Raw genomic sequence first — 17,839 nt, 5'->3', positions numbered from 1 at the left:
CGACCGGCAACCACTGGGTCCTCGACGCGGCCGGCGGCGCGGTGGTGGTGGGCGCGGGCTTCGGCCTGACGTACCTCCTGACGGGGCCGAGGACCGATCCCGAGAAGGACGGCGAGAAGACGGGCGACGGGGTCCCGCGGACCGCCACGAGCGGCCCGCGGGACCCCGTCCGCGGATGACCTCAGCCGACCCACTAGTGTGCTGCGCCAGAAATCTTGAGGGTTGGTAAGTACCCTGCTGTCATGTCGAATTCGGAGCCTTCTGCTGGGGAGATCACTTTGTCCGAGGCCGAGCGTGCCGAGTTGGTGCGCCGGACGGCATTGCCGCACCGGCGCTCGGCCGAGTAGGCCCGCATCCTTCTGGCGCGTGCTGACGGCATGTCAAACGCGGTGTTGCACGGATCGTCGGTGTCCAGGCCAAGACGGTCGGCAAGCGACCGTGAACGGCTGGCGGGCCGGGTTCATCGCGAAACGCCTTGACGGTCTTCATGACGAGCCACGCTCGCTCGGGCCGGCCGCCCTCGATCCTCCTCGACCAGGTCGAGGAGGTCCTCGTGGCCACTCTGGAGTCGGTCCCGGGCCAGGACACGCACTGGTCACGGGCCTCGATGGCTCAGCGCACCGGACTGTCGAAAACGACGATCGGGCGAATCTGGAAGCGGTTCGACCTCAAGCCCCACCTGCAGGACTCCTTCAAGCAGTCCACCGATCCGCAGTTCGCCGCCAAGGTCGTCGGCATGTACCACCACCCGCCCGAGAAGGCGGTCGTGCTGTGCGTGGACGAGAAGAGCCAGATCCAGGCGCTGGACCGGTCCCAGCCGGTGCTGCCGATGATGCCGGGCATGCCCGAACGGCGTACCCACGACAATCTGCGGCTCAGCATCACCAGCCTGTTCGCCGCCCTCAACATCGCCGACGGCACCGTCGTATCGCAACTGCACCGCCGCCACCGGGCGATCGAGTTCAAGAAGTTCCTGATCCGGGTCGACAAGGCAGTGCCCGCCGGGCTCGACGTGCATCTCGTCTGCGACAACTACGCCACCCACAACACCGCCGAGATCAGGACGTGGCTCGGCAAGCACCCCCGCTTCCACGTCCATCTCACCCCCACCGGCTCCTCTTGGATGAACCAGGTGGAGCGGTGGCTCGGCCTGCTCACCGACAAGCTCATCCGCCGCGGCGTCCACACCTCCGTGAAGGCACCGGAGGACGACATCACTGCGTGGATCGACACCTGGAACGAGAACCCGCGGCCCTTCACCTGGACCAAGACCGCCGACGGGATCCTCACCTCCCTCGCCGACTACCTCACCAAAGTCGGAACAACCGACCAGAAAACAGGTGGAACAAATCTCAAGATTTCTGGCGCAGCACACTGTGCCGCATCAGGCAACGTTCGCTCTCTCGACGGGCGTGACTCCGTCTCGTGTGGAGCAGCAAGTCATGCGCGATGATGCGAGGCGGCCCAGGATCGCTATGTGAGCAGGCGGACATCGCCGTCGTCTGATTCCGGCCCAGACGTGGCAGTCCCATGCCGCGTCTCCGCGATCTGGAAGGACCCAAATGCCGATCGTCCTCATCTCCCCTGAGTTCACACAGGAGCAGTACGAGGAGACCAACCGCAAGTTGACGGGGGGCAAGAACCGGATGGACTCTCCAGCCGACTGGCCCGTAGAAGGTTTGCTCGCACACATCGCGGGACAGGGTGAGAGCACCTTCCGCGTCGTCGACGTCTGGGAGTCCGAGGAGGCCCTCAACCGCTTCGCCGAGATCCTCGTTCCGATCCTCCGTGAGGCCGGTGTCGAAGGCGACCCGGAGGTGTATCCGGCACTGACATATGTGTCCGCCTAGATGATCAATTCCAAGGGACGCCTGCGGAGGGTGTGGGGTGGGCGGCGGCCGAAGCCGACCGGCGGCGCAGGGCCGCACTGGAGTCCGTGTTCACCGCCCGCCGGCACATCGCGCCGTGGGCACTGTGCCCGTCGACCACCGACGCCGACGTCGTGCGCGAGTGGCTGACATTGGCATCGCTCGGGATGGAGCGGATGGTCTTCAAAAGGCTGGACGCCTACCGGCCCTCGGTGCGGGGCTGAATACAAGATCCGGGAGACGAGCGGGGCGGGCGGCCACCCGGACAGGTGGCCGCCCGCGCGCTGTCACAAGCTGAGGTAGAAGCGCACGGTCGTGCCGTCGTCGCCGGTGTGCACGCGCACCAGGTCGGCCACGTAGTGGACCAGCATCAGGCCCCGGCCGCCCAACTGGCCGCGCTCCGGCGGGCGGCGGCCGGCCAGCGGATCGGTCAGCCGGCCCGCATCGCGGACCTCACACACCAGCTGCCCCTGCTCGGCCCAGATGGCGAGTGTCCCGCGGCCTCCGCCGTGGACCACGCTGTTGGTCGTCAGCTCCGCGACGGCCAGCTCCACATCCAGCAGCCGCTCCCCGGCCATGCCCAGCCGCCTCGCCTGAGCGAGAGCGAACCGGCGGACCGCCGGAAGGTCCTCACCACCGTAGGAGAAGGCGGCAGCGTCCGGTGCAGGCGCAAGCGCCTGGTTGTACCGGTCGACGACCGCCTGCCAGTCGTAGACGTCGCTGACCGACTCATGTCCCTCCCCGCTGATGAGGGTCGGGTGGGTGACCTTCGCATCGGCGATCACCTGCGGATCCAGCCGCACCTCGTCGTACGGGCACAGGATCGTCACCGCCCTGCCCTCGAACGCGGCGTTGATCAGAGCCTCGTGCTGCGCGCACGCCGGGTACTCGATCGCGCTGCGCCCGGCCCAGATCGGCTCGCCGATGATCCGCACACGCCCCTTCGGGTGGGCGTCGGCGAATCCGCGCAGCACCTTGGGGATGATCCGTCCCGGGTTGCGGCCGGCCTCGGTCATGTCCAGGAACAGGATGCCCTCGGCGTCCCCGCCCAGGCCTGTCTTGATCAGTTCCAGGTTGGGGCCGGGCACCGCCACGGCCATCGGCTCGTCGTTGATCAGGCCCTCGCGCAGGAAGGCCACCATCTGCTGCGTGTACTCCTGCTCGGTGCGGTAGAAGAGGGCAGGGTGCACGAACGCCTCGTGAGTGGTCACCGTGCTCATCACAGAGCCACCTCGATCCGGTCCAGGCCCGGCCAGAACATCTCCAAAACCCGCGGCAGCTGCGGCGGGGGATTCTCGACCACAACCCTCCCGTCGGGCAGGGTCATGGCGGTGACCGCCAGCGCGGTCACCCCGGCCACGTCGACGAACCCCACATCCGACAGCTCCACGTACGACACGCCCACGTGCCGCCGGGCCAGCTCGGACAGGGCCTGCTCCCAAGACGGGCGAGTGAGGGCACTGATCTCACCGCGGGCACGTATCCCGGAACGACCGCCGGGCAACGGGGTCACCTCCAACGCGGCCCTCACGAGCTGCGCCGGGGCGGGCCCGCCCACTGCATGTGGGGCATCCACGCTCGGACTCCTTCACATCGAGCCGCCTGCCGACCGTCCCGGCACGGGCAGAGGAAAAGCTCCTCTCGACGGGGCAGTGTATCCAGGCGGCAGACACGCCTGGTTCTGCCAACGGGAGCGAGCAACCTGTCGTCGGCCGATATGTCTGCATGCGTCTCATGCCTGGGCAGGGGCGCCTCTCGTCCACGACTCGCGCACCAGTCAGGCGCAACTTGGCGCGGTTCGGGCTCGAGGGCTGGAAGGCCGCGCGGCGGCACGGGCATCGATGCCGCGGTCACTCACCCCAGCGCGCATCTACGCGCTCCCGGAGTTCGGCGTCTGCGCGGGAATGCCCTGCAAGCAGGTGGCTCGTCCCCAGTGGGGTTGGGAAGCAAGCCCCCCGCGGGTGTCCTCCGGAGGGCGATGGTCTCCTGTATTGGAGGGGCGCCAGACATCACGCTGTCCTCACCATCTGGGACTGTGTCCACCAGATTCACCTTTTTCCCCCGTTCACCCGCCTACGCATACCCCGGACTCCGCCTCGCATGCCCATGAACTCGGATACGCAGAGGGCCGAAGGAGTGCTCACGAGAATCGGGCAGGCTCCCACGTCCATCCTGTCGGGGCCCCGAGCCCCCACACCGTCACGACCGAGCTCACCGAGCACCTGCTGTCCTCCGACGGCGCGACACCGCCGCGGACCGTGGTGGCGTGCCCCTCATGGACTCCTGCGGCATCCAGGTCTTCGTGGCCACCCAAACCAGGTCGTGACTGACCCTCAGGGATCACAGGCGCGGGGCGACCACCGGAGGAGAGCGCTGTGCTGAGCCGCTGGACAGTGCTACGCGTGCGTCGCGCAGCCGTAAGCCGAGCGCCATCGGGTGGCGGGAGGTGTGGGTGAAGCCGGCCGGTCGACCATGTCCGCGTGGTGGATCTTCGCCCCCAAGCGGACCGGCGAAGTCGTGAGGTGGGGTTAGGCGGCCGTGGCCTGCTCGACGGTGGAGTGGCAAGAGATGACCTGGTCCAGGCCGACGAGGCGAAGGACCCGCAGCACCGGATCCCGGGCGCCGGCAATGCGCAGCCATCCCTGAGCGTCTCTCATGCTCTGGTGGGCGGCGAGGAGGGTGTTGATGCCGCTGGAGTCAAGGAAAGTCACGCCGCTGAGATCGAGCACCGTCCGTGTGGTCGTATCCGCGTTGGTGAGCAGGGCCTGCCTAAGCTGGTCGCGGTTGCTGTGGTCGATTTCGCCGCACAGGGTGAGCAGTTGGATGTCGCCGATGGCGGTGTGGTCGATCGACAGCTGGCCTGGCCGGGCTGCTCCGTGGGTCTCTGTCACCGTCTCCTCGACTGTGCTCGCTGGTTGCGCTTGGGTTCCCGACACGGTGTGCGCCGACAGCCTGCCCGGATGCTACGGCGGACAACCGTTTGGGGGAATGGGGGGCAGCAGGAGGAAATCCGGCACGGCCGTTTTCCGATGGTACGGGCAGCGTGATGCCTGGCGCCCAGCCGATACACGGCACCGTTGCCCTGGACGTGATGGAGCCTGTATCGCCGAGGCATGCCGCCGCCGACGGACTTCCTCGCCCTGCGTCCAGGCCGAGCACGGCCCGCCGGTGTCCGCATCCGCTCTGGCCCTGAGCTGGCCGGGTGGGACAGCGATCCCGTCCTGCCGGCGGCCCGGGCCGCTGATGCGGGCGGCGCAGTCTGGGGATCCTCATGGCCGTCGTAACGGCTTCGAGGTTGAGCGGGAGCCGGTCGGCCGCTCGCGTCGCTCTCCCCGGCGACCTCTGCGGGGACGTCATCCGACGCCGTCCCCAGTAGCAACCCTCCGGGCCGCCTATGCAGCCTGATCCCTCGCCACAAGGACGAGGAGGCGGCGTTTGACCTCCCCAGGCGTCCCGCCGCCTCCTCGTCAACGTCCGGCGTCTACCCGCCAGCGGCCATGCCATGCCAGCACACATGTGACCTGCGGGGACCGTATCCACGGCCTGGGCCACGACGCACAGCGTGATGTCGGTGCACCGGGACAGCCGCGGCCGCAGGGTGGGGAGCTTCAGCGACAGGCTGCTGGCAAGCCGTTGTCACACCTGGCCCGGGCGGATGCGAGGCGGCAATGGGGGCGCAGCCACGGTCATGGCCGGTCCTGAGTGCCGGAGCCTTCCGAGTGCGAGGGGTGGTATTGGTCGTCCGAGCTCGGCTTCGAACGCGTGTCGGCACCCCGGGCCTGTGGCACCGGCCTCCCGTGAGCCACTCCACCCGAGCCAGGACGCCACACACTCTGGGCCGGGAAGGGGGTTGGCCGTCCGGGCCGACGTCGTGAGGATCGGAGCCCGGAGGTCCCTGCTGGCTTGGTGACGGGGACTGGGCTCCTGCTGCCGTTTGGTTCAGTTGGTGGTGAGCATGCCCTTGCGCGCAGGCGGGTGAGGGTGCGTGTGAGCAGGCGGGATACGTGCATCTGGGAGCAGCCGAGGTGTCCGGCGATCTGGGCCTGCGTGAGTTGTTCGACGAACCGCACGTGGATGATCCGCCGGTCGCGTTCGTCGAGTTCGGCGAGGAGCGGGGCGAGGGCGTGGAAGTCCTCGACCAGTTCCATGGCGGTGTCTTCAGTTCCGATGAAGTCTGGAGTTGTAGCCGTTGGCGGCCAGGCGCGCTTCGATGACTTCGTCCTGCGACAGGTTCATCAGTTCGGCCAGTTCCGTGACCGGCGGGTTGCGGCCCAGTCGGCTGCGGAGTTCGTCGGTGGCGCGGGCGAGTTCGACCCGGGCTTCCTGCGGGCGCCGGGGGACGTGCACGGCCCAGGAGGTGTCGCGGAAGAACCGCTTGATCTCGCCCACGATGTAGGGGACGGCGAAGGACGTGGACTCCACCTCACGCGACAGCTCGAACCGGTCGATCGCCTTGATCAGACCGATCATGCCGACCTGGACGATGTCCTCCATCTCGTCCGCGCCCCGGCTCCGGAACCGGCCAGCCGGCCGCGTAGCGCACCAGAGACATATTCATCTCGATCAGCGTGTTCCGCGCGTACTGGTACTCGCCGGTGCCCTCTTCCAGGACGGCCATCTGTGCGAAGAACAGTTTCGCCAAAGACCGCGCGTCCCTGGGCGCCGCCTTCAGCGGATCGGCGATCTCCGGCAGTGGCGTAGCGTGCTCGACGCTCGCGTGAAGACTCGGGCACGGGCGTCACGGCGTACGGCCGCGTTGCCGATGCGGGTTCTGCCTGGACCGGGGCAGGCGCGACTGTCCGGCGGCGAAGCGGCGGTGGCCGACTCCTCAAGTTCTTCCCGCGTCGGTCCTTCTGCGTGGATGTAGGGCTCACTTGCTGTCCGCACGGCTGCGCCGGTTGCCCGTTGATCGACATTCATTGTGGGTAGACGGGGCGGCATGGCTGAAGTGGTAGAGGCTGGACTGTGGGGGTTGGTGGCGGGTTCGGCGCTGCTGCTTGGTGCTGCGCTGGGCTATGGGTTGCGGGTGCCGCAAAAGGTGATCGCGACCGTGATGGCCTTCGGCGCCGGGGTGCTGATCTCAGCGGTGTCCTTCGAGCTGGTCGGGGAGGCGTACGAGCAAGCGGGGCTTGCTCCGGCAGCCGTCGGGACCCTCATCGGCGCCTTGGCCTACACCGGGGGAAATGTGTGGCTGGCCCGCCGGGGCGCGCGCCACCGCAAGCGCTCCGGTCACGAGCGGGTGGAGGCGCAGCCCTCGGAGGCCGAGCAGGGCGGGTCCGGGATGGCGCTTGCGCTCGGCGCTCTGCTCGACGGGGTGCCGGAGTCGGCGGTCATTGGCGTGAGCCTGCTAGACGGCGGCGCGGTGAGTCTGGTGACCGTGGCTGCGGTGTTCATCAGCAACGTCCCTGAGGGGCTGTCCAGTTCGGCGGGGATGAAAAAGGCCGGCCGTGGCCGGGGGTACGTCTTCGGTGTCTGGGCGGCGATCGCCGCGGCCAGCACGGTGTCGGCCGTCTTCGGTTACACGGTGGTCGGTTCCTTCTCTCCTGCCGTGATCGCCGCAGTGACCGCGGTGGCGGCCGGGGCGATCCTCGCCATGATCGCGGACACGATGATCCCCGAAGCGTTCGAGGACGCTCACCTGGCCATCGGCCTGATCACGGTGAGCGGCTTCCTCGTTTCCTTCGCCCTCTCCCACACCTGACCGCTGGGACTGTAAGCGGGTGGACGGCGCATGGTTGGCGTGTGTGGGCTCCCAGGCGCTGACGGGTCTGGGACAAGGGAAGGGCGAAAGCGGCTCGACTCCCTGGGAGATCCGGTGGTAGCCGCGTGGACGTCGTCGGCGGGCGACCAGCGCTGGTATGTGATCCCGGACGGCACCGAATGCGACAACGTATTGGGCAGGCTGGTCCATCGGGCGCTGCTCCAGTACGTGCCCGGTGCGCTGCGCCGGGCACGCGGCGCCGGCACCTTGAAGCTGCCCCGGTACGCGGGAGCGTCAGGCGGCGGTGTGGGCCTTGAGCCAGGGATCAAGCGGATTGTGGGCTTTCATCTGACGGCCACAGGGGTGAGGGCTCGCTCTTGATGAAGCGGCTGAAGCGAATACTCGACTGACGGGCCGCTGCGGGTGCGGCGCATCGCGGGATGTGAGTCCGCGTCTGTCAGTGCGTCGGTGGCCTCCGCCTGCTCGGGGTGCCGTCGCCGCGGCGGACTGGTGCATCTGTTGTCCCTGGGCACCTGGGGCGTATGGAGTGGACTGCGAGGGTGACAGGGGCGGTTCGGCGTCACAGTGAGGCTGCCGTGCAGGCCGTGCGGCGGGCGTGGGCGGGGCCGGGCCGTGAGCGGGATCTGGTGGTGCAGGCCGGCAAGGCCGCGCTGGCGGCCTGCGTGGCCTGGGGGCTGGCGGGCTGGTGGCTTAAGGCTCCGATGGCGTTCGTCGCCCCGTGGATGGCGGTTGTGCTGGTCGAGTCGACGGTGTACCGGTCGATCGCGCACGGCCTGCAGCAGCTGGCCGCCATCGCGGTGGGAACGGTGGTGGCGACTGCCGCCGCGCTGGTCTTGGACAGCACGATGGCCACGATGGTCTTAGTCCCTACGCGAACTTCCTGCGGCACACCGCGCGCGCCGTCGGCCTCTATGGCCAGTCCCGGTTCGCCGAAAGCGGTGGCGACGACTCCACGGAGGCGCTGCGTGAGGCCGTAGCGGACCTTCGCGGCACGCTCGACGAACTCCAGCGACGGCTGCCCGCCGCCGTACAGGATGATCCCGGTGCGCTGGCGACGCACGGCACGCTGCTGGCCCAGGCCCGCCGCCTGGCCGATCAGCTAGTCCAGGACCGAGCTTGACTCTGTCGGGGATCTTGGAGTCTCCCGGTGCGCCGGGGTGATCGGTGGGCATGCTCGGGGTGTTCCGAGAGCCCATGCAGTTGTCGAGGTGTCCGTTGTCGCTCCGTCCTCGTTCCGGTGAGCAAGTCCCGCCTCTGACCGCGCAGATCGCGAGGGCGAGCAACCCGGGCGGTACGGCGGCGATGTGGGTGAGAGACCGCATGGACGGGCTGTGGCGTGGATCTTCCAGCGGCATCCGGCGACGCGGACCAGGTCGGCGACGGTGGCGTCCAGGGGAGCGCAGGCGAGGTAGTAGGCGATCTCGTCGGGCCTGCTGATGCTGCGGCGGGCCAGCATCCACCGCTGCCGGGTCGGCTCGTCGCCGTCGAACTCGGCCACGGCGGGCAGATGGGCGGCGGCCCAGTCCTTCAGTACTCGCTCACACCGGCCCTTCGCCGGTCGACCGCAGCCGGATCGGCAGCAAGCACCATGTGATCTTGGACCGGCACGGCACCCCGCTCGCGATGTCGCTGAACGGCAGGAACCGCCATGACGTCACCCAGCTCATCCCGCTGCTGGACGCCGTCCTTGCACCGAGGTCGGCGCGGCCGTCCGCGCCACAAGCCCCGGCGGCTGTTCGCCGACCGCGACTACGACTTCGACAAGCACCGCCGTCTCCTGCAGGCCCGCGGCATCACTCCGAATGCCCGCCGTGGCACCCCGCACGGCTCCGGCCTGCCGACGGACGGTGTGGAGCAGCACCTGCTGCTCGGCGAGGGCCGTCGCTACCCTGGCGAGACCCTGGCCTGTCAGGATGCCCTCGACAAAACCGCGACCTCGCAACCGAACCCGACCGCGAAGCGTCCGCCCGGTGCCGCGGCGAGTGAGTGCACAGGGAAAGAGAACAGGTGGTCGGCACCGGCCGGGCACCCTGCGGTGAGGTCGTGGAACCGCACGGTGTGGTCATCGCCGAGGGCTGCAACGAGCCGTCCGTCGGCCATCGCTGAGACCGCCAGCGAATTGTCGGAGCCTGACTCGGCGGTATGGGCGTCGCCGATCTGCTGCCCCGTGGACAGGTTCCACAGGCGTATCGTCCGGTCCCGGCCCTTGCTGATCGCGGTGGGGGCTCCGCCCAAGGTGGCAGTGGTCACGGCGGTCACCCAGTCGGTGTGGCCGGTCAGGGGTTCACCGAGCTGTCGGCCGGTGGGGAGGTCCCACAGTCGCACTGTCTTGTCCCAGCTGCCTGTAACCATCACGGGCCGTCCGTCGAGGACCGTGGTGGCGACGGCGGTAACACGGCTGGAGTGGCCGGTGAGAGGTGCGCCCAGGGGCTGTCCGGTGGTGAGGTCCCAGACGCGCACAGCGCGGTCGCTGCCTACGGTGAGGGCGACGGGCAGGCCCTCCAGGACCGTCGAGGCGATAGCCAGGACTCTGCCGTGGCCGCTGGGAAACGGGCGGTGGACCGGTCGGCCGGTGGCGAGCTCCACGATGTGCAGGGTGGCGTCGGGAGCGGCCGTGACGACAACCGCGTGTCCGCCCACCACCGCCGTCGTCATGGCGGACACCTCTGCGCTCAGGAAGTCGGAGGCCCGCGAGCCGGTGGCCAGGTCCCAGGTGCGCACGGTGTGGTCGGCGCCTGCGGTGACGACCACGGGGACGCCGCCGACGACCGCGGTGGCGACCGCCAGGACGGATCCGGTGTGTGCGGCTCGCAGGCGGCCGCAGTCCCCTCGCGCAGCGGTGAGGTCCCAGGTGCGCACCGTGTGGTCCTCCCCTGCGGTGACGGCGACGCAACGTCCCTCCACAACGGTGGCGGCGACGTCCCACACCTGGCCGGTGTGCCCGGTGAGGGGCTCACCCTCCTGCTCGCCGGTGGCAAGATCCCAGACGCGTACAGTACGGTCGCGGGCGGTCGTGACCGCCAGGGTTCGCGTCCTGGCCGGGGCGGTGTCGATGGCCCACACCCGATCGGTGTGACCGCTCAGCACACTACCCGCAGGTGAAAGGCTGAGTGCGTGCCGCACCGTGACGGTGCCGTCCGGTCCGGCGATGAGGGAGACGGGCAGGTCATCCAGCACCAGACTCCGGGAAGCGGCCCCTGCTTCGATTCCCCAGCGCAACTCGGTGGCGAACAGGCCGCTCGTCCGGGCGGAGACCAGGGGCCACAGGCCGACCCGGTCTTCCGGGTCGGCGCTATTGAGCCCCTTCCCCTCAGCGGCTTCCAAAGGGATGCTGCGGATGCTCCGCGTACCGTCAGGGCCCATGGGGCTCGTCGGCAGGTTCCAGAAACGCAGTGTCTGATCCGCGCCCACGACGAGCACCACACTGCGCCCTTCAAGGATCAAGGTCTCGGACAGGCCGTCGGGAAAAACAATGGGAGCCAGGTCTCCGACCACTTCCGGTGCCGCCTCGTGATGGAAGTTGAGGACCACGACCCGCCCGTCGACGACCGTCAAGGCTGACACTTCGTCACCGTGCTCGCCATCCGCCAGCAACTCCCCCGGGTCGGCTGCCAGAAGCACGTGGCGGTCCAGATCCCACACACGGGGCGCCTGGCCCTCCTCACTGGTTACGGCGAAGTGCCGCCCTTCGCGAGTCCACGCTCCCTCGGCCGGCAGGCACTCGCCGATCTCGCGACCGGTGGCCAGATCCCACACCTGCGCCGGATGGTCCGGTGGACATGTGACAACGACCTCGCGTCCATCCAGCTCCCCTGTGCCCACCATCCAGGGGAACACGCCCAGCCGACTGCCGGTGGCCTGGTCCCATACACCCAGCGTCCGGTCCGCCCCGACGGCCAGCACCACGTGCCGGCCATCCAGGACCAACCGCGCCAGCCCCAGGGCCAGTTCGCCCGCAGAACGCCCCGTCTCCGGATCCCACAGCCTTGCGGACCCGTCCCAGTGGCACGTGAGGACCAGGGGGTGCCCGTCGACCACCACCGTGGCCAGGGCCACCAACTCGGGCGACAACGACGAGATGGGGTCGGGAGGAGCTGCCGTCAGCGTGCGCAGCCGTTCCCCAGTCGCCAGGTCCCAGATACACATCGTCGCGTCGCGGCTCGCCGAGACGACAACCGGACGCCCGTCGACGACCGCCGTCGCCACCGCGACCACGGGGGCGTCGTGACCCTTGAAGCAGCGGAGCAGCCGGGGGTCCGACCCGGAACCGCACGTCCAGTCCGCCCGCCAAGAACCCAGCCCCTGCGAGGCAGTCACATCCCGAGACACTTGATCAGATCCATCCATCATTACCTCAACCCACGGAACCGAACTGACCGCCGCGACCTGACGGTCGGGGCTCATTCTGCGCCGCAGCAAGTGACCACAGCGGCCGCAGCAAGTGACCACAGCGCTCGAAACTGGATCGTCCGCTGCTTGTGTCAGCCGTACGGCCGGTCGTTGCGCGATACGGCCACCGGGGTGGACGCGGTGCCGCACTCCGTTGGAGCTCGGACATCGGTGCTTTCCGTCATTGTGGGCGATGCGGTGAGCGCGCTCAGAGGGTCGGGAAGACCGCCGCGAAGAAGAACCACAGCAGTACGGCCCAGAAGGATGCCGCCGCCAGCGACACGAGCAGAGAACTGCGCCATCTCAGCACGAGGAACGGGAAGAGCGCCGGGAGCGCCCAGTACCCTGCCACGTCGATCGACATGCGGGCGGCCTGGCTGAGGGTTCCCGCGTGCCCAGCGGAGATACGCCGCAACAGTCGCTGGGAGACGAAGCCGTACAGGCCGAAGACGATCGGGAAGAACCACAGCGGGGTGATCGTGACCAGTTCGGACTCGTCGAGCTCGTCGAACATGACCAGATAGACGCAGGCGGCTCCCAGCACACCGGCAATGAGGACGGTCACGTAGAGGGCGGTCAGGGCGGCCGGCTCCACCGACGTGGCCGGCCCGGGAACAGGGCCGGGTATGAGCACGGGCGAGGCGTACGGAACATCGGCAGCCGGAGCCGGGACCACCCGGTGGCAATGAGGGCAACGGACGTTCTGCCCGGCACGCTCGGCCTGCACCGAGATCAAGTGCCCGCATGAGGCATGGAATTCCATTTGCTGACGGTTCACGAATCGCCTTCCCTGTACCGCTCTGGCGCTGCTCGTCGGCCAGCGACGTGGCGGTCGGCTACACGGCTTCGAGAAGGCATCCCAGAGGTTCCAGCCTGCGCCGATGCGCGGCTCGTGAACAAGCTTCTTCGCCAGCGTGTCTCCCTGGCATCGGTGAAAGTACGTAATCACTCACGTAGGCGGAGACCGGCGTCCGGGACCGCGGTGCGCCGTACACGTAGTCGCTGTCGGCGAGGTTCACTCCGTTGGAAGGCGGCGTGGTCATCCTGCCACTGCTTCGTCAGCCGGGTCACGGTGGCGGGCGACAGCCCGGCCGCCGAGCCGAGGAACTGCGCCAGATCCGCCACGTACCGGTGGCCGCTCCGGTCGCCGGGTGGATCCCGCCGATGCCTCATGACTCCAGTCCGGCGACGCAGACAGCCCAGTTCCCGCGTGGTGGAGACGACAAAGCACGTAAGCGCGTACGCGTAGTCGTAACCGATGACCAGAACCGTCGGCGGTCCAGCGAAGCACATGCTGCAGATGACAACCTGGGCGCGGACCAAGCCCTAGATGTTCTGTCCACGGAGGTTGGTGACGGAGGTCTCGGCTGAGGGATCTTGAAATGGGTGAGGGCTTTCTGGCTCGGTGTGGATTGCGACATCTGCACTGGCGACCGGAGAGGCCCTCGTGCCCCACCGTAATCCACCCCTGACCGAGACCGGACGACTGCGCCCGGCCCGCTGCGTCGTGGACGACAGCTGGCCCCTGCGACGGGCCGCGGAACGCTTCCAGAGCGTCAACGTGCTGCGTTACTGGGACTCCCCGCCGTGGACGGAACCAACCCGCGCCCAGCGCTTCATCGCGACGTGCCGGACGATCGCAGAGGAAGGCACGGGAGCGCGGGTGGCCGTCGACCGCGTCTCCGACGGCGCGTTCATCGGCTGGTGCGGCCTGACCAGCTGGAACCCGGACTTCCGCAGCGCGTCGCTGGGCTACGTCTTCGACGCCGCCGCATGGGGCCAGGGCTACGCCACGGAGACCGCGCACGCCGCCCTGCGGTGGGCGTTCGACACCCTGGACCTGAACCGCGTCCAGGCCGAGACCGACACCCGCAACGTGGCGTCCGCCCGAGTCTTGGAGAAGCTCGGCTTCGTCCGCGAAGGCACCCTCCGCGAGGACTGCGTCGTCAACGGCGACGTCTCCGACTCCTGGGTCTTCGGCCTCCTCCGCGGCGAGTGGCACCCCACGGCCGGCCGCTAGGACCGGGGTGGCGACTCAACGCGCAGCGGCGTCGAGGACGATCGCGTGAAGTCGTGCTCGACACTCGTCGACGAAGGCGGGGAAGGTGTGCCAGTGGTAGGAGATTCCGCTGACGCCCACCGCGATGGCCCAGGCGCGGGCGCGAGCCCAGGTCACATCGTCGAGGTTCAAGGCCAGATGTTCCTCGCGGGTGATCGCCTTCAGGCGACGGCTCATGCGCGGTGCTCCTTTGTTCGGCGCACCAGCGTACTGAGGCATCGTCATGTCCAGTCCCTCATACACATGGTGTCGTGGCATACGCGGCAGAAGCGGACCACTCTGCAGGAACGTCGATCCTGGTCGCGGCGGCGGTGCGTGCGGATGCGCTTCCCCTTCATACGGCCGACGATCGCCCACTTCTCGGGCGTGCATCGGAGGTGAATCGAGCGCATAGGGTGTCGGCATGTCGCTGAGCCACATAGTCCTCTCGTCCGGTCGCTCGATCGAGCTCACCGAGCTGCGGATGTCATCGACCTATGGGGGGATGCTGGAGGGCTACCCGTGCAAGCGTGTCAACGACTGGAAGGTCGGCGGCCTCCTGCGTGAGGCCGAACGCGCGTTTCCCCTGACGCCCGTCCATCTCGTTGCGCCTCTCCGCGAGTACCCGGATGAGACCGTCGGCCCCTTCGGCCCTGTTGAGGTGCTGCCCTCAGTGGCTTGCATCGGTGTCTTCAGATCGACAGTGATCGATCCTGAGCTCGACCCGATCCTGTACCAGTCCGTTCTCAGCGTGGCCTGGTTCCAGCCCGCCCCGCAGGTACCGTCGGGCGAGGACGCTGATCTTGCTCTTCGCAGCATTCTCTGGGACGAACTGGCCCGGGACCACGAGCTGTAGCGACAGGTCCTGATCACAGCCACGCGTTGAGGGCCGCGACGAGGACGGTCGCCTCGAAGCGGACCGCGAGCTTGTCAGAGCGGGTGGCCACAGTGCTGTTCGTCCCACAGCGGTACATCCGCATTCGGCCGCGTGACGCTCGCGGTACTGGGTTGGTCGGACAAGAGCCGCGCGCCAGGGGCCGCCGGGGCGCGGCAGTCCAGCTGCGGTCGGAGCGGCAGTCATGAGACCTACCGGTGGTACTTGACGCGTCGTGGGTCAGCATCTGATTCACCGTCCACCCCGGCTTCATCGAGACCCGAGACGACCGCCTCCGCCGCGCCCGCCTTCCGCGAGACGAACATCCGCGAGCCGCCGCCGGCCCGCACCGGCACCGTCGACGAGATCACCCCGCCGGTGGTCTTCCTCCTCTCCGACGACGCCTCCTCCATCACCGGCGCCGAGATCCCCGTCGAAGGCGGTTTCACCGCACACGGCGGCGGCGAGTTCGTCCCGCTCGGGCCGGACCTCCGCCAACTGCTTGGTCAGCTGTTCTTCGAGTTCGTCCAGCTCCGCACGCCGTGCGGTGATCCGTTTCAGCAGCTCGGGATACGGCCTGCACCAGATCGTGGCGGCCCCCCAACCGCGCCAGGCGGAAACCGAACGGTCGGCTACCTGTTCCCGTTGTCGACCGCACACCCCGGGATGGCTCTGGCGGTGACTTTCGGGTGCGTCGGGTGCGTCGGGTGCGGAGATCATCCCAGCCCCTACGGTTGGTGGCTCACGGTTGGTGGCTCGACTCGGCAACAGTCGAGGGCGGGATGAAGGTGAGACCCAGGTCCGAGCGGGCACTGCGGGTGGTGTTGCCGTCGACGTACTTATAGCCGTTGTCGTAGTGCAGGTAGTACGTGTGGGCGTCACCCGCGGTGGCGGCCTTCGCCCACTCCGCGCGGGCGTCCTGCATGTCCCTCACCAGGGCGTCGACGGACTTGTCCGCGTGGCCCCGCCAGGTGTGGCTCCGCAGCGTGCCCGCCTGCTTGCCGAGCACGTCCCGGACATCGGCCGCCCAGTCCTTGTGGGCGCCGAGGTTCTCCTCGGCGTCTTCCCCGGGCTCCTCCTGGAGGACCTCGTCGACGGCGTTCATCGCCTTCAGGAACGCCAGCTGGTCGGCGTTGAGGGTGGACTCGTCGGTACGTAGCGGGCTCCACAGGGTGCCGTACGCGTTGGTGTGGGTGAAGACGCAGGTGATCTTGTTGCCTCTCCAGGACCAGCTTTTTGCGGTGGGCGTCAGATAGTTGACGCCGACTTTGTCGGTCAGCCTCCAGTGGTCCATCGCGTAGGCCTCCCGGAGCGTCCGGCACTCGTCCTCGGCCTTGTCGGTGAGGTAGTCGTCGCCCGGGTGGTCGTCGTTGGACAGCGGGATGGTGCCGAACACCTCGGCATCGTGCTCGTAGTTGCAGGACACCGTGTCGACGTGGTCGGCGCCCCGGTCGAATTCCAAGCTCGGGACGTCGAAGTCGAAGCAGTCGCCCTTGGCGAGGAAGCGGCTACTGCTGCCTCTGGTGTCCTCTACGAAGCCCTCCCAAGAGTCGTGGACGACATTCGGGAACAGCCACAGGGCGACTCCTAGGGACGACACGACCGCACCCGCGATCGCCATGCCCTTGCCGCGCTCGCCCCGCTTCTTGATCTGTACCAGCGCGATGATCCCGAGGACCAGCCCCACCGCTGGCAGGAAGCACATCAAGCCCAGCACAAGGGCGGCGATGGCAACGCCGTTGACCGGGGCAGGGCGGGCGAAGGGGGCGTAGCCCTGCCCCCAGACCTGGTAAGGGGCGAGTGGTTGCGGTCCCTGGAAGTGCGGATACGGGCCCTGCAGGTGAGGAGACTGGTACAGGTCCTGGGGCTGCTGGGATCCGGAGGGCGGGGGCATGGACACGGGTACCGTACTCCTGATTCAACACTGACGTGGACTGTTCGAGTCATTGCCAGTACTTGAGGATTGGCGTTCGGGGTTGACCGGATGAAGCGAGGCATGGCCGCCGCTACCCTCCGGTCGTGGCTCCATCTGCGTACCGTCGCCAGTGCCCTGCAGTGCTCGAAACCGGAGCGTCCGCTGCTCGTGGTCAGCCGTACGGTCGGGCGTTGCGCGGCATGGTCACCTCGGTGCACGCGGGTCGCACTCCGCCGGAGCCCGGGCATCGGTGCTTTCTTTCAACCAGCGCCTTTCGGACCAGAAGGGGCTGCGGGCACGGGCAGTGCAAGGCCCCGGTACGAGCGCAACTCTCCTGTATCGCCTGATGAAGGGCATCCGTGGAATCACGTAGTCCAACACGGAAACATCAGCCGGGTCCGTCGGCGATGGCCGAACCCGGCAAGGAGTAGCCGCTTCGGGCGAGGCGTTGGAAGGCATTCCGCCTGGTGGACGGGTGGGGCCGCGCAGCAAGGTTCTCACTGGAACAGGTCCGGTTCCGGGTGCAGGAACAGTGCGAGCGGGCGGCTGCCGTTGGCATCCTTCGGCGCCACCACCTCGGCGGTCATCTCCACCGGGGTGTCGAACCCGGGCAGGGGTACCGGGTCGAGGTCGTACTCCCCGGTGACCGTGCGGTACGGGCCGGGCTTGCCCGGATCGACGCCGTTCGCCGGTGCCTGCGCGGGCATCCGTGGGCCGGACGGGTGCGGGTCGTCGGCCGCCGCGTCCAGCCGGCGCCCCCCCCCGGCCGTCACTTGCAGGTCCGCCGGCTGCTCGGCCTCATCTCGTCGAGGACGAGCCGGAAGGTCCGTCTGCCCTTCGCGGGCCTCGGCACCCCGAGCAGCCGGTCCCCCGTGCGGAACTCGACCCGCGCATCCGCCATGGGCACCTCCCTCGGCGCGCGCCGTACCAGTTCACGCGCCCCGCCCTTCCCGCCCGAACCGCCACCCCGGGGGAAGTCGATCGTGGGCCGTCGTACTCAACGGCTTCGATCTGTGCGGCTGTTCAGCCTGTG

15 protein-coding genes and 6 pseudogenes are annotated in these 17,839 nt (G+C 68.5%); 9 read left to right on the top strand and 12 right to left on the bottom strand.

Annotated features, from left to right (window positions below; translation table 11 throughout):
- Positions 1-242: 242 nt before the first annotated feature.
- The 3 genes and pseudogenes from ACZ6BB_RS40580 to ACZ6BB_RS40570 form a co-directional block, all read left to right on the top strand.
- Positions 243-1,318: pseudogene (locus ACZ6BB_RS40580) on the top strand (IS630 family transposase); the annotation flags it as partial.
- 244 nt (positions 1,319-1,562) lie between these two features.
- The gene (locus tag ACZ6BB_RS40575; protein ID WP_471620116.1) at positions 1,563-1,850 is read left to right on the top strand and encodes a hypothetical protein; all 288 of its coding nucleotides are present in this window, start codon (positions 1,563-1,565) and stop codon (positions 1,848-1,850) included.
- 32 nt (positions 1,851-1,882) lie between these two features.
- Positions 1,883-2,092 carry a hypothetical protein gene (locus ACZ6BB_RS40570; protein WP_471620115.1) on the top strand — a complete coding sequence of 70 codons (210 nt, stop codon included), beginning with the start codon at positions 1,883-1,885 and terminating at the stop codon, positions 2,090-2,092.
- A gap of 63 nt (positions 2,093-2,155) precedes the next feature.
- Here ACZ6BB_RS40570 and ACZ6BB_RS40565 read toward each other — a convergent pair whose 3' ends face one another.
- From ACZ6BB_RS40565 to ACZ6BB_RS40550, 4 genes and pseudogenes are all read right to left on the bottom strand, one after another.
- Positions 2,156-3,088, bottom strand: a complete 933-nt coding sequence (locus ACZ6BB_RS40565; RefSeq protein ID WP_471620114.1) for an anti-sigma factor RsbA family regulatory protein — start codon at positions 3,086-3,088, stop codon at positions 2,156-2,158.
- Complete coding sequence (locus tag ACZ6BB_RS40560; RefSeq protein WP_471620113.1) at positions 3,088-3,444, bottom strand: STAS domain-containing protein; 357 nt, start codon at positions 3,442-3,444, stop codon at positions 3,088-3,090. Before ACZ6BB_RS40560 ends, ACZ6BB_RS40565 begins: the two co-directional genes overlap by 1 nt.
- Positions 3,445-4,396: 952 nt before the next feature.
- On the bottom strand, positions 4,397-4,759 hold the full coding sequence (locus ACZ6BB_RS40555; RefSeq protein WP_471620112.1) for an STAS domain-containing protein: 363 nt from the start codon (positions 4,757-4,759) through the stop codon (positions 4,397-4,399).
- Positions 4,760-5,807: 1,048 nt separating this feature from the next.
- Positions 5,808-6,561 (bottom strand): annotated as a pseudogene (locus ACZ6BB_RS40550) (SigB/SigF/SigG family RNA polymerase sigma factor).
- A 246-nt stretch (positions 6,562-6,807) separates the two neighbouring features.
- Here ACZ6BB_RS40550 and ACZ6BB_RS40545 point away from each other — a divergent pair.
- Together ACZ6BB_RS40545 and ACZ6BB_RS40540 are read left to right on the top strand one after the other, a co-directional pair.
- Positions 6,808-7,569: a ZIP family metal transporter gene (locus tag ACZ6BB_RS40545; RefSeq protein WP_471620111.1), complete on the top strand. Its 762-nt coding sequence runs from the start codon at positions 6,808-6,810 to the stop codon at positions 7,567-7,569.
- 542 nt (positions 7,570-8,111) lie between these two features.
- Complete coding sequence (locus ACZ6BB_RS40540; protein WP_471620110.1) at positions 8,112-8,567, top strand: aromatic acid exporter family protein; 456 nt, start codon at positions 8,112-8,114, stop codon at positions 8,565-8,567.
- Between the two features lie 335 nt (positions 8,568-8,902).
- On the opposite strand, the pseudogene ACZ6BB_RS40535 reads toward ACZ6BB_RS40540, so the two are convergent.
- A pseudogene (locus ACZ6BB_RS40535) lies at positions 8,903-9,157 on the bottom strand (IS701 family transposase); the annotation flags it as partial.
- On the opposite strand from ACZ6BB_RS40535, the pseudogene ACZ6BB_RS40530 reads away from it, so the two are divergent.
- Positions 9,136-9,427 (top strand): annotated as a pseudogene (locus tag ACZ6BB_RS40530) (transposase); the annotation flags it as partial. The pseudogenes ACZ6BB_RS40535 and ACZ6BB_RS40530 overlap by 22 nt on opposite strands.
- 71 nt (positions 9,428-9,498) lie before the next feature.
- Here the strand turns inward: ACZ6BB_RS40530 and ACZ6BB_RS40525 are convergent.
- The 3 genes and pseudogenes from ACZ6BB_RS40525 to ACZ6BB_RS40515 all read right to left on the bottom strand — a co-directional run.
- A complete protein-coding gene (locus tag ACZ6BB_RS40525) occupies positions 9,499-11,937 on the bottom strand; it encodes a WD40 repeat domain-containing protein (RefSeq protein WP_471620118.1) in 2,439 nt (812 codons plus the stop codon).
- A gap of 250 nt (positions 11,938-12,187) precedes the next feature.
- Entirely contained in the window at positions 12,188-12,613 is a 426-nt protein-coding gene (locus tag ACZ6BB_RS40520; RefSeq protein WP_471620109.1) for a hypothetical protein, read from the bottom strand.
- A 355-nt stretch (positions 12,614-12,968) separates the two neighbouring features.
- Positions 12,969-13,095, bottom strand: a pseudogene (locus ACZ6BB_RS40515) (IS256 family transposase); the annotation flags it as partial.
- A gap of 331 nt (positions 13,096-13,426) precedes the next feature.
- Between ACZ6BB_RS40515 and ACZ6BB_RS40510 the strand changes: the two are divergent.
- Positions 13,427-13,999, top strand: coding sequence for a GNAT family N-acetyltransferase (locus ACZ6BB_RS40510; RefSeq protein WP_471620108.1), 573 nt, complete (start codon positions 13,427-13,429; stop codon positions 13,997-13,999).
- Between the two features lie 15 nt (positions 14,000-14,014).
- Here the strand turns inward: ACZ6BB_RS40510 and ACZ6BB_RS40505 are convergent, their stop codons facing one another.
- The gene (locus tag ACZ6BB_RS40505) at positions 14,015-14,215 is read right to left on the bottom strand and encodes a hypothetical protein (RefSeq protein ID WP_471620107.1); all 201 of its coding nucleotides are present in this window, start codon (positions 14,213-14,215) and stop codon (positions 14,015-14,017) included.
- Positions 14,216-14,441: 226 nt separating this feature from the next.
- On the opposite strand from ACZ6BB_RS40505, the gene ACZ6BB_RS40500 reads away from it, so the two are divergent.
- Positions 14,442-14,873, top strand: a complete 432-nt coding sequence (locus ACZ6BB_RS40500) for a hypothetical protein (protein ID WP_471620106.1) — start codon at positions 14,442-14,444, stop codon at positions 14,871-14,873.
- Positions 14,874-15,145: 272 nt separating this feature from the next.
- Positions 15,146-15,353, top strand: a pseudogene (locus ACZ6BB_RS40495) (SDR family oxidoreductase); the annotation flags it as partial.
- A gap of 280 nt (positions 15,354-15,633) precedes the next feature.
- Here the strand turns inward: ACZ6BB_RS40495 and ACZ6BB_RS40490 are convergent.
- From ACZ6BB_RS40490 to ACZ6BB_RS40480, 3 genes are all read right to left on the bottom strand, one after another.
- Positions 15,634-16,785 carry a DUF4190 domain-containing protein gene (locus ACZ6BB_RS40490; RefSeq protein ID WP_471620117.1) on the bottom strand — a complete coding sequence of 384 codons (1,152 nt, stop codon included), beginning with the start codon at positions 16,783-16,785 and terminating at the stop codon, positions 15,634-15,636.
- A gap of 518 nt (positions 16,786-17,303) precedes the next feature.
- Positions 17,304-17,579, bottom strand: a complete 276-nt coding sequence (locus ACZ6BB_RS40485) for a hypothetical protein (protein ID WP_471620105.1) — start codon at positions 17,577-17,579, stop codon at positions 17,304-17,306.
- Entirely contained in the window at positions 17,576-17,707 is a 132-nt protein-coding gene (locus ACZ6BB_RS40480) for a hypothetical protein (protein ID WP_471620104.1), read from the bottom strand. The genes ACZ6BB_RS40485 and ACZ6BB_RS40480 overlap by 4 nt, the downstream gene beginning before the upstream one ends.
- Between the last annotated feature and the right edge of the window lie 132 nt (positions 17,708-17,839).

The organism is Streptomyces sp. NPDC041108 (assembly GCF_055592645.1).
The sequence above is the reverse complement of the archived record's forward strand: the minus strand, read 5'-3'. Positions and strand labels throughout refer to the sequence as shown.

Excerpts from the sequence above, each read along its gene's own strand:
- ACZ6BB_RS40575 (WP_471620116.1), top strand. The coding sequence starts at position 1,563 with ATGCCGATCGTCCTCATCTCCCCTGAGTTCACACAGGAGCAGTACGAG.
- ACZ6BB_RS40565 (WP_471620114.1), bottom strand. The coding sequence starts at position 3,088 with ATGAGCACGGTGACCACTCACGAGGCGTTCGTGCACCCTGCCCTCTTC.
- ACZ6BB_RS40545 (WP_471620111.1), top strand. The coding sequence starts at position 6,808 with ATGGCTGAAGTGGTAGAGGCTGGACTGTGGGGGTTGGTGGCGGGTTCG.
- ACZ6BB_RS40540 (WP_471620110.1), top strand. The coding sequence starts at position 8,112 with ATGGAGTGGACTGCGAGGGTGACAGGGGCGGTTCGGCGTCACAGTGAG.
- ACZ6BB_RS40525 (WP_471620118.1), bottom strand. The coding sequence starts at position 11,937 with ATGGATGGATCTGATCAAGTGTCTCGGGATGTGACTGCCTCGCAGGGG.
- ACZ6BB_RS40505 (WP_471620107.1), bottom strand. The coding sequence starts at position 14,215 with ATGAGCCGTCGCCTGAAGGCGATCACCCGCGAGGAACATCTGGCCTTG.
- ACZ6BB_RS40500 (WP_471620106.1), top strand. The coding sequence starts at position 14,442 with ATGTCGCTGAGCCACATAGTCCTCTCGTCCGGTCGCTCGATCGAGCTC.
- ACZ6BB_RS40490 (WP_471620117.1), bottom strand. The coding sequence starts at position 16,785 with ATGCCCCCGCCCTCCGGATCCCAGCAGCCCCAGGACCTGTACCAGTCT.
- ACZ6BB_RS40480 (WP_471620104.1), bottom strand. The coding sequence starts at position 17,707 with ATGGCGGATGCGCGGGTCGAGTTCCGCACGGGGGACCGGCTGCTCGGG.